The sequence below is a fragment of the Priestia sp. TSO9 genome (assembly GCF_021029645.1).
Taxonomy (GTDB): domain Bacteria; phylum Bacillota; class Bacilli; order Bacillales; family Bacillaceae_H; genus Priestia; species Priestia megaterium_E.
The window spans coordinates 1-10,378 of record NZ_JAJEKD010000018.1 but is presented as its reverse complement, the minus strand read 5'-3'; the positions used below and the strand labels follow the sequence as shown (position 1 = coordinate 10,378).

Sequence of the window (10,378 nt, the reverse complement as noted above, 5' to 3'; positions counted from 1 at the left end):
ATGCTCCACCCTCTCCGTAAATGACAAAATTACCATCGTCTTGGAGAATAGCGAAATCAACTTTTTTACCATTAGTCCTACTTGACCAAAGCGCGACATCGGATTGATATAATACCAGGTTACCGTCTCCCTGCATCCTAAGTATATATTGGCCATTCTTTGACTGAAGTGATTCACCAGGTAAAAGTCTTTCACCTGGGCTTAACCTATCCCCCTTATTTGTTTGCCTTATTTTATAGGTATAAGGCGCATTAAATTGCCAGTGGTTATACATTGGATAAAAGGCTAGATTATTAAATTGATATTGATTATAATAACTCCTACTGTCAAAGTAGTACGGAATATTTTGATAAAAAAGGTACTGGTAAAAATCTGGATTAACATAGTTATACATAAAAATTTCTCCTCTTACCGATTTTATAAAAAAAATACATCAATGTACCATATGAAAAAAATGTATAAATTGTAGCTTATCTTTTAAATATTTAAATTTAGTTTACAGATATCATTTTTATAATAAATTTAAATATTGAAAAATGGATTGTATAGGAATAGAAACTATCAAACTTACTATTTCTATTTGATTACTGATCTTCTTAATAATCATATCTATTATGGAGATGATAAGAGGAGAAATTATGAAAGGTGTTCGTCAATGGATAGTGTATATGATATGCAAAATTAGTTAACATAATCACTCTTTCCGGAACCCACCACAAAAAAGAACCCTAGTGGCAGTAGGGTCTGATCGAACACGCGTTTATTTTTTTATGCAGCTTTTTATACATCGTTGAGAATTCAACGTTGCTTCAGTAGGCGAGAATGAAATTGATGTATAAAAAGTGCACCTTTTATACATATGCAAGTCCCCCCAAATAGCATTCTTCTAAATTAGTAAATTTTTACTATATAAATATTTGGGTATTATTGTTAGAATTTCAAATGTTGTTTAAATTATACATATTTTGGAGGATTTTTATCGTGAAAAAAGTTATATTAACTTCATTAGCAACTATTACAACATTTGCAGGATTAAGTATTTATGCTCCATCTAACAGTAACAAAGTAGAAGCAGCTGTATCTAATCAAACAGCAACCCAACAATCTTTAGAAGAAGATACTTTCTTTAGTGATTTCAATTTCGAAGAATTTGCAAAACCAGATAAATTTTTAGCATATGATGGTGATAAAGTTTATTTAAAAACAAATGATTTAAACGAACTTGGTATCTCTAAAGAAACTTACGATGAATACTTAGAAATGCTAGAATTCACCAACCAAAGCATCGATGAAGGACTTTTTAATGTAGAAGTAATAGATGGACAAGTTAAATTCACATTGAACAAAGAAAAATTAGAAGAAGAAGCAAACAAGGAAGTAGAACCTGTTTTTACAACTCAAGTTACTCATAAAACTTATTGGTGGGGACATAGCTTTAGATTAAGTCATAAAGAAGTAGAAGATCTAGTTCTAGCAATAGAAAGTGGCGGAGGAACATTAACAGGGGTAGCATGGTTTTTATATAAAATGGTACCAAAACCTGCCTTTGCTGCTATCTTAGGAATTGGAATACCTACTTTAAAAGTAGCAGACAGAGCAGGTAAGCCAGGATTAACTCTTCAAGCAAAATATGTACCTCCATACGTAGCAATTAAATCTTAATTAGGTATTATTTAACTTTTATTCCGTAAGTTGCATAATTTATAATGTATGATAAGCTAAAATCTGAAAAAAAGAAATGAGGCTTGTTATATATGTTCCAAAAAGTAAGTGAATCTTCCTTTCGTTACAAAGCTATGTTACTAGCATTCATTGTAATAGTATTATTGAAGCTGGTACTAAGAGTAACTCAAACATATTCCTATATGGATTTAATTAATACCATTCTTTATGTAATTCTTTTCCTTACATTTTGTTTTGGTATATGGGATATCAAAAAAAATAAAAAAGAGAACCCAAAATAGAGGTTCTCTTTTTTATTTAGCAAGAAAATATAAAAAGCTGTATCACAAAATACAGCCTTAAATAAAAAAAACTTCTATACACTTAAATTATCTAAAAATTTCATTGTTAAACTTGGTAGAGTTTGCTATGATTAAATCAATTAAATGATCGGAAAATCGAAAAAGGCAAAGCGTGTTGTCGAAGGATTAGGGCCCTTCTTCAACCGTCCACCGTAAACCACCTACGGTAAACACCTGCTTCACCTTTTCTTTAGTGTAATTCTATGTTCATTTTACGATAGAATTACATTAAAAACAAGGGGAAGTTCTATACTCTTTTATTATTTTAAAAGACGTGTTTACCTGTAAAACGGTATCACGTCTTTTTTCGTTTTCCATAAAAGGGAGCGAATGAAAATGGCAAAAGAAAAAATTGAGATTATCGCAAGTGTAGAAACATATAAAAATCTATCAAGCTTCGAATCTATTGATACCCTAAACGAAGCTGTACGGTCCTATATAGAACGTTTTAAGGATCAATTGAATAAAACCCATGTTGCTGTATTAAAAGTCTTACATGGCTATTCAGCGAAGCACCTAGGAGTTTCTTTCTTAACGAAAAGAAATATTGGTAAATTGGTTGGTAAAAGTCGTGCTACCATTATTCGTGTGTGTAACCATTTAGAGGATCTCGGCATTATTAAACAATTAGAAATGAAACGCAGTAGTGACATGAAACAAACAAGTAATGCCGTTATTATTCAACCAATTCAAACAGAAGAATCTGTAAAAGAAATTAATCAAATTGAAGAAAATGCAACACAAGAAAGCTCAAAAATGCAACACCAAGAAAACAAAACCTTTTTAAAACAAATACATAATATTAAACATCTAAATATGAGCAAAGAAACATCTAAACGTAAAGCTTATATAAAAATGGTTCCTAAAAGACTTCAACAGTATCAAGCTTTTTTTGGTAATCAAACCAAGTCTCTATACGGACGTATTTGGCTAGCTATGAAGAACTTTGGTGTATCAATTGATAAAACGATTATGCAAGAAATCGCTCATATTGCTTTTGATAAACTCGTAGATTACATAAAACAAGGACGTAGCCTTTCTTCTGAAGAATTGCACAAGTTAGCTTATACTATTGCTTATAACCAACTTTCAGAACGTGATGATACAAAAGCAATGGCCAGCTTTGTAGATAGTTTTATTGAACGAACTAAATACCTTAAAAACGAACCTCTACATTCGGGGGTATAAGGTATGGCCTCTTAAACAAAGAGGCCCTTTATAGCATTAATCTAATACTAGACTTCTTGAAAATTGATATAATCTCAAAGTAAGATGGCCGTCATTCATCACGGCAAGTTTTAAATATATTCGTTTGCAAGCTCTTTAGTTGAAGGGCTAATATAATGTCATGACGAATGAATTAGAGAGGGGGCATGACGTTATGTCTGAAACGAATAACTTTGTTTATAAAACGGGTGAAGTTTTAAAGAGGTTAGATCTCAAGGATTCTGTCTTCAAAAAGTACATTTTTAGCCTTGAAAAAGAAGGGTATTCTTTTCGAAGAAACAATTTAGGACATCGCCTTTTTACAGAGGAAGACATAAAAGCTTTGGAGATGTTTTTAGAGCTAATCAGTTATGACGGTATGACCATTGAGTCTGTAGCAAGGAAGATAGGCACGGCCAACAAGAAGCAAATAGAGCCCACGGGTCATGATGTCATGCCTGGAAGCGACATAGATGGTCATGACATCATGACCGAAAAGGATTCTAGTAGTCATGACGCTATGACGTTAATGAATGTACTTTTAAAAGAGCAAGAGCAGCGCTTTGTAAGACTTCTTCAGGAGCAAGAACAAACATTTAAAAATGAGATACAGACTATTAAAGATAATCAAACTCAAGAAGTTTATGAGCTAAAAAAAACATTGCTTGAAAGAATGAATGACGATGCAGGAACTGAAAAAAGAGACGAAATCCTTATTCAAGTTATGCGGGACATCAGGGAAACCAAAAAAATGTTGGCTGCTTCCCAGGAAGAAAACAAAAAGAAATGGTGGGAGTTTTGGAGATAGCATACAAGACTAATTTATATAGATGTCAGCTATAACAAAAAATGGGGTGATGGGAAATGAGAATTAAATTTGAAGAGCCAGTTACACCTGAACTTATTGCCAGTACATTACAAGGTTTGATGGAACAGTATGAGGTAAGTCTTTCAAAAGCAAATTTATATATCAATTTCCGTAATGCTGACGGAGAGCTAGTGACGTTAGTCGATAGTAATGGGGATGAGATTGAGGGAGTTGTAGTCAAAAAACCGAAAACTCAAAAGCCAAAAAAGAAAAAAACGACAGACAATCTAGTTGAATTTCCGAATAAAGAACGAGAAATTGATATTGAATAGTATAAGAACTACAAGGTTTCAAATTGGCTATTTTAGTTTGAGTAGTTTATTCAAGCTAAAATAGCCGATTTGAAACTCTATAAGCTTACATTGTAAATTACTCTTTAGCAGTAGCTACTTCAGCTGCTGCTTTCTTTTTTTCTTTTATAACCACATCATGATGCAAAATCTTATCTTTGTTTTTTCCTACATAAGATTGCAATGCCTTCGCAATTTTTTCAGCTTCTTCTTTACTTTGAATCTCAAAGTATTTCTCAAAGATCGCGCCGACTTGAATCAGTCGTCGTGTTCTTTCTTTTCTTTCTTTTTCTTTTTTACGCGCTTCAACTTGTTGTTTCTTCGCTTTCATCTTCTCAATTTTCTCTTCTAACTCCTGAAGAATCTCCTCATCTGTTCGCTTCTTCGGCACCCATCCTCAACTCCTTTTTCTGTTCCCTAATGCTTAAATTGAGTATATCAAAAATTGAGATAAATTGGTATCCTTAGCATAGATTCTCTCTCCATGATATGGTATAATTCCCTTAGATCAAAGAGATAAGGGCGCACTTATACATCGTACCGATGTGTGCGGTTCCGAAGGAACAAAAAGACAAAACCAAAGACCCATTCGCCTTGGTGGCGAATTTCATAAAATCTGTTTGCCTATCGGCAAAGATGAAATCACCATCTGACACCTTCAGTGTTCATGATGCTGATTTCATCAAAAACGGTGATTAGCGCACCTTGTGCTCTCATCACCTTATCCTTAAAACATAAACCCATTCTCAAGAAAGGAGGAATGAATCATGGCTATTTATCATCTGTCGATGCAAATTATCAGCCGTTCAAAAGGACAATCAGCTGTCGCTGCAGCTGCTTACCGCAGTGGCGAAAAACTACATGATGAACGTACTGACGAGCAAAAGTTTTATGCTCGTGATGTACAACCAGAAACCATGATTCTGACTCCTTCTAATGCGCCAGAATGGATGAAAGATCGTAACCGTTTATGGAATGAAGTTGAAAAAGTAGAGAAACGCAAAGACTCACAATTAGCACGGGAATTAAACATTGCATTACCAATTGAACTAAAACATGATCAACAAAAAGAACTCATTCAATCTTTTGCTCAAAATGAGTTTGTTCAAAAAGGAATGGTTGCTGATATTGCCATCCATCGTGACGATGCCAATAATCCTCATGCCCACATCATGTTAACGATGAGAAATCTTGATGAAAATGGTTTCGGCAAAAAGAATCGTGACTGGAATGCTGATTTTGCCAATGCCAAAGAAAACAATCGTGGGTACGTAAAAAATAGCGAAGGCTGCTTATCCATTCGTGAACAGTGGGCGAACTATGCCAATCAAGCATTAGAACAAGCCCAAAGTAAAGAGCGTATTACGCACCTTTCTCATGAAAACCGCGGACTTGAAGTCCTTCCAACCATTCACTTAGGACATGTCGCTCATGACATGGAGAAGAAAGGAAAACAAAGCGAACGTGGCCAGATTAATCGAGAACGCCAAGAGTATAATCAAGCTGTCATTGATCTACAGACTTATCGTCGTCAAAAAGAAGCTTACGTAAAAAAGATGAAAGAAAAAGAGAAGCAATTTAGCTTTTCTACAGATATTGAAAAGACTTATATCCAAAAGGCTGCGTCGCTTTTAAATCAAAAAATCATTTCCTTAGACGATATCTTAAAACGCCAGGAAGAACTACGCAAAATGAGTAATCGTCATGATCCAATTGAACGCCATTTCCACGTACAGCAGCAACAGTTCCTAAATGTCAGCAACTACTATGATCGTGTAAGAGATTTGAATCATGAAATTAAACAGAATGAGGAAAAGGTAGACGAACTCAAAGGATCACTTAATCCGTTTAAACTTAAAGAAAATAACATGATGAAACGACGTCATCTTGATAAAATCTCTGATTTAGAAAGCAACAAATTAAGCTATGAAAGCAGTATTCAAAAATATAAAGAATCCCTTCGTTTCTCGAGTGAGGAAGAGTTCTACGAACGTTATACGGAATTCTCTCAACAAAAAGAGAACCGCCTGCACCAAATTAAGTATGAGAAGCAACAGATTAAAGTGGAAACTAAAGTACTGTTACAAGCAGAAGAAGCCATTAAAATGGCTAAGATTCGTGAAGTAAGCTCTCATTATCCAGACTTGAAAACAGCTGGAAAGTACTTGAGCTATGAAAATGCATTAAAACTAGAGAAACATGTAGATATGGCGAAAAAGACTCCAGTAACGTTAGATTTCATTAGAAAAGCAATTAAAAATCAAGAAGATGACCTGTACAAACTAAAGAAAGATCTAAAAATCTTTCAAACTGAAAAAGATCATCTCAATAAGATAAAGAGCCAAGTTACTAGTCTCGAAAAAACAGAAAAAGAACTTGATACATTAAGTAATAGTCCTGGTGAAGCAACCAAACGTTTGGTTTCAAATAAAGCATGTCAGCACTATGAAGAATTACAACATGAAGCCAATCACTACCGAGAGAACCTTAAGGAAAAAGGATATAAAGGACCAGATGATTTAAACAAGCGACAAAGCGAAATTAGAGAACTTGAGCAAAAAGTAATCCCAACTATAGAAAAAGACATAAAAGTCAAAGAACACGTCATAGAAACAGTCTCAGGCATCTTTGATGCGATTCAACAAGCAACTCATAACGAAGAACAAGCTCAGCAAAGACATCATCTAAGAACAATAAGAAGTACAAATATAAATAGATCGAAAAATCAAGGACCAGACCTTAGCCTTTAAACAGAAAAAATTGCCTCAAGGCAATTAATGTTCAACTTTAAGTTGAATGATCTTCTAAACATTATCTCGAAAAGCCTTTAAGGATTATCTTTAAAGGCTTTTTATTAAAAGATCCTAACTATTTCTATTTAGATTTTAACCTTTACTTGATTTTCCTTATTTGTTTACATCTTTTTGTTTTTTTACTTTTATATTTAGAGGAGGTTGTATAAACATTTTCCTTAATTTTTTTATGTTTTTTACAATCTGTAACCTCTACTTCTTTACACTTAATCTGAAAACATAAACCTAAGCAGTACTTTCCTTCAGCTTTTCCCTTGCCTATGCGTATGACTTCAATGGATTCTACATTATCAAGCATAATTGACATAGTATTTCCTGGTGGAACAGTAAATTCAGTTCTGTTCTCTTTATTATCATTTATCAAGACCCTAATAGATGAAACATTTATAGCACTATTGAAAACAGAAATATTTATAATAAAGTTTTCTACAATCTTTTTTCTCCAAATTTCCAGATTGGGTATCGAATCGTCTAACAATAAATTTCCACAGATTTCATTACATACCACTTCACATGAATCAATTTTATGTTTATCAAATCCATTATTGTTAGGTTTAGAACAATTAATACAGTTACACCTCTTCATAAAATTTTCCCCATTCCCTTTAATGAATTCCCCTATAAAATATTGCAATTAATATTAAAGAGTTACATTTTATCTTCAACTGATTTATACCTTCATCCACAAAAATCTAGTAAACTCCACATCTGTACCTGACCAATTATTTTCTGTCGCATTTTATAATATAGAAACTTTCTTCATATAGAGTGTCAAAATATAAATAAGGAGGAGAGATCTGTTATGTGTTGCTCTGACAAGAATGGGGGAAATTGTTGTCCTTCAGCCCAAATCTTCAAAGAAGAATTTTGTGGGAATTTTGTAGGCGGTACCGGCCCTCAAACTGTATGGGCTACCTCCGCATTAGGAGAATACTTTGAAGGAACATTTCAAATTTTCAACTCTTCAAGTAGCTCTGCATCAGTAGATGGTCTTGTTGGCCTGGCTATTGGGGGGCCCACAAATTTTCCACCAGTACCACCTGGTTTTACTATAACAAGATCAACGGCTAACCCAGTAAATTTCACCATTACAGCACCTGCAGGAACAAGTGGGACTTACTGCGTCATCCTATATAAACGTGTAAGAGCTTAAATTTTATAAGTGGATTGAATAAAAAGGAGGGTTTGAATATGAGTTGTAGTTCAAAAGGGAGTTTTAACGGAGGGTGTTGTCCCCCAGCTCAATTCTTTACAGAAGAGCTTTGTGGAAATTTCGCCCCAGGAAGCCAAATTGTATGGGCAACTGCAGAGACAGGAGAATACTTTGAGGGAACATTTCAAATTTTCAACTCTTCAAGTAGTACTGGTAATGTAGTTGGCAATGTTATTGATGTTAATGGTAATAATACTGTTATAACTGTTCCCCCTGGTTTCACTCTTTCTAGATCGGTTACTAATCCAGTAACTTTCAATATTACAGCACCTGCAGGGGCAAGTGGTACGTATTGTATAAATTTGTATAAACGAGTTCGTGCATAGTTTAATGATTTTAGGGCACTAGTTACCTAAGTGCTCTATCTTACTAACCTCAATCCTACATAATAATTAAAATAAACAATATGTAAACCTATAAGATAAGTCAGCCTCAAATTTTAATCTTTATACTAAATAAAGAATTTCACTTATTTAATATATAAGCACAGACAAGCTTTATTTAAAGAGCATAAACTGTATAAAATCGTTTCGAAAGTGGTGAAAGTTTATCATGGGGTGTAACTCTGCTTGTTGTAATTCTTCTTTCATCTCTCCACAGCCTATATTTGGATCACTTTTTGGTGAGAATACTACTATTTCACCAGTAGATAATACAAATTTAGAATTTAGTACTGCTGGCCCAACTTCTGGGATGATTGCTAACCCTCTAACTAATAGTATTACAGTAAATACCTTTGGGGTATACGAAATTAACTTCTCTCTAACTGACCGAGGTGCTGTAGCTGGAGTTCCTATTCAATATAGTATCTTTCTTAATAATACAACTAATGTTATAGTTTCAACTATATTTTTTCAAAGAGGCGGAGGGGGAGGTGCTGACTCGTTAGATCCTGGAGCTAAAACAATACTTATTGCATTAAATACTAATGATGTTATTACAGTTCGAGCAACTAATGTAACACCAGGTACTCATTCTTATATAAACCCTACTCTTGTTGTAAGAAAGATTGGATAATAAATTTAAATAATACATTATAAAATTGTAGTTACCATAATGAGTGTTATAGGAAATAAAAAGCCGTTGGAATCAATGATTTCAACGGCTTTTTTTGTATCTTAACATGTCCAAACTCTTTTCATTTAACTGCATATTTTAGTAGTACAAGCACTCTTTCTATAGATTGAGCAATTTCTATAAAAGGAGAAAAGAGCAAAAAGAATATTCCCTTTGCTTTTAATAATTATTTAAATAGAAATTTTCCTATTAAAGAGAGAAACTAAAAATAGTCACTTAGCTTTTTATAAAAAAGGTTCAACTTTCTCTAATAGTATAAATATACTACCTGGGAATCCTCTACTAGGGATTTCTCTTTTAGGCATTCTTATTTGTTTTTAGTTCAACCTTTATTTTATTTATGTGGGGATAAATCTTTGGATCCCTAGCTACACATGATGTAAATGTTTTTGTTCCGGCTGCCAAAGCGCCTGGAATTGCACCTACTAAACCTCCCATAGTGGCTGGTGTTAAAAATGGAGTTATAATAGCATATATTGTCTGCTTTGCACTTTCCATACAGGAATCTAAAGTTTGTTGAGTAGAATTTGCTATAGCCTTTGGTACTTTAACTTCTAAATAAATACGATATTTTCTTGTTTCAATTAATGTATGAGGATAATGAAAAGAAGCAATAGTTTTAGTTAATACAACTAATTCATCGTCAGTTGTTACCTCATCCTTCCATGCCCACAAAGGCTTTAGATTAACATCATAAATTACTACATTGCCATCATCCTGTACAACTAAATAATTTACTCTATTCCCACTTGTTTTGGTTGACCATAATGCTCCACCCTCTCCGTAAATGACAAAATTACCATCGTCTTGGAGAATAGCGAAATCAACTTTTTTACCATTAGTCCTACTTGACCAAAGCGCGACATCGGATTGATATAATACCAGGT

At 33.7% G+C, this 10,378-nt stretch carries 11 protein-coding genes and 1 pseudogene; 8 read left to right on the top strand and 4 right to left on the bottom strand.

Annotation, left to right across the window (positions count from 1 at the left end; translation table 11 throughout):
• Positions 1–394: pseudogene (locus tag LJC66_RS27045) on the bottom strand (hypothetical protein); the annotation flags it as partial.
• 587 nt (positions 395–981) lie between these two features.
• Here LJC66_RS27045 and LJC66_RS27040 point away from each other — a divergent pair.
• From LJC66_RS27040 to LJC66_RS27025, 4 genes are all read left to right on the top strand, one after another.
• Positions 982–1,662, top strand: coding sequence for a hypothetical protein (locus LJC66_RS27040; RefSeq protein WP_230933890.1), 681 nt, complete (start codon positions 982–984; stop codon positions 1,660–1,662).
• Positions 1,663–2,360: 698 nt separating this feature from the next.
• On the top strand, positions 2,361–3,212 hold the full coding sequence (locus LJC66_RS27035) for a helix-turn-helix domain-containing protein (protein WP_374199271.1): 852 nt from the start codon (positions 2,361–2,363) through the stop codon (positions 3,210–3,212).
• Between the two features lie 193 nt (positions 3,213–3,405).
• Entirely contained in the window at positions 3,406–4,038 is a 633-nt protein-coding gene (locus tag LJC66_RS27030) for a DUF3967 domain-containing protein (RefSeq protein WP_230933888.1), read from the top strand.
• Between the two features lie 56 nt (positions 4,039–4,094).
• Positions 4,095–4,370, top strand: a complete 276-nt coding sequence (locus LJC66_RS27025) for a hypothetical protein (RefSeq protein ID WP_214988781.1) — start codon at positions 4,095–4,097, stop codon at positions 4,368–4,370.
• 97 nt (positions 4,371–4,467) lie between these two features.
• Here the strand turns inward: LJC66_RS27025 and LJC66_RS27020 are convergent, their stop codons facing one another.
• A complete protein-coding gene (locus tag LJC66_RS27020) occupies positions 4,468–4,779 on the bottom strand; it encodes an NIP7 pre-PUA domain-containing protein (RefSeq protein WP_230933887.1) in 312 nt (103 codons plus the stop codon).
• Positions 4,780–5,155: 376 nt separating this feature from the next.
• Between LJC66_RS27020 and mobQ the strand changes: the two genes are divergently transcribed.
• Positions 5,156–7,138, top strand: a complete 1,983-nt coding sequence (gene mobQ, locus LJC66_RS27015) for a MobQ family relaxase (protein ID WP_230933886.1) — start codon at positions 5,156–5,158, stop codon at positions 7,136–7,138.
• Positions 7,139–7,280: 142 nt separating this feature from the next.
• Here the strand turns inward: mobQ and LJC66_RS27010 are convergent, their stop codons facing one another.
• Positions 7,281–7,787, bottom strand: a complete 507-nt coding sequence (locus LJC66_RS27010) for an S-Ena type endospore appendage (RefSeq protein WP_230933885.1) — start codon at positions 7,785–7,787, stop codon at positions 7,281–7,283.
• Positions 7,788–8,003: 216 nt separating this feature from the next.
• Here LJC66_RS27010 and LJC66_RS27005 point away from each other — a divergent pair, with 216 nt between their 5' ends.
• The 3 genes from LJC66_RS27005 (at position 8,004) to LJC66_RS26995 (ending at position 9,431) form a co-directional block, all read left to right on the top strand.
• Complete coding sequence (locus tag LJC66_RS27005; protein WP_230933884.1) at positions 8,004–8,354, top strand: S-Ena type endospore appendage; 351 nt, start codon at positions 8,004–8,006, stop codon at positions 8,352–8,354.
• A gap of 38 nt (positions 8,355–8,392) precedes the next feature.
• Positions 8,393–8,740: an S-Ena type endospore appendage gene (locus LJC66_RS27000; RefSeq protein WP_230933883.1), complete on the top strand. Its 348-nt coding sequence runs from the start codon at positions 8,393–8,395 to the stop codon at positions 8,738–8,740.
• 226 nt (positions 8,741–8,966) lie between these two features.
• A complete protein-coding gene (locus tag LJC66_RS26995) occupies positions 8,967–9,431 on the top strand; it encodes a hypothetical protein (protein WP_230933882.1) in 465 nt (154 codons plus the stop codon).
• 357 nt (positions 9,432–9,788) lie between these two features.
• On the opposite strand, the gene LJC66_RS26990 is transcribed toward LJC66_RS26995, so the two are convergent.
• Positions 9,789–10,378 (bottom strand): hypothetical protein (locus LJC66_RS26990; protein WP_230933881.1); only part of this gene is annotated, 590 nt, incomplete at its 5' end.

Bases quoted from the DNA above. Each gene is read 5' to 3' on its own strand.
- LJC66_RS27035 (WP_374199271.1), top strand. From the start codon at position 2,361: ATGGCAAAAGAAAAAATTGAGATTATCGCAAGTGTAGAAACATATAAA.
- LJC66_RS27030 (WP_230933888.1), top strand. From the start codon at position 3,406: ATGTCTGAAACGAATAACTTTGTTTATAAAACGGGTGAAGTTTTAAAG.
- LJC66_RS27025 (WP_214988781.1), top strand. From the start codon at position 4,095: ATGAGAATTAAATTTGAAGAGCCAGTTACACCTGAACTTATTGCCAGT.
- mobQ (WP_230933886.1), top strand. From the start codon at position 5,156: ATGGCTATTTATCATCTGTCGATGCAAATTATCAGCCGTTCAAAAGGA.
- LJC66_RS27010 (WP_230933885.1), bottom strand. From the start codon at position 7,787: ATGAAGAGGTGTAACTGTATTAATTGTTCTAAACCTAACAATAATGGA.
- LJC66_RS27005 (WP_230933884.1), top strand. From the start codon at position 8,004: ATGTGTTGCTCTGACAAGAATGGGGGAAATTGTTGTCCTTCAGCCCAA.
- LJC66_RS27000 (WP_230933883.1), top strand. From the start codon at position 8,393: ATGAGTTGTAGTTCAAAAGGGAGTTTTAACGGAGGGTGTTGTCCCCCA.
- LJC66_RS26995 (WP_230933882.1), top strand. From the start codon at position 8,967: ATGGGGTGTAACTCTGCTTGTTGTAATTCTTCTTTCATCTCTCCACAG.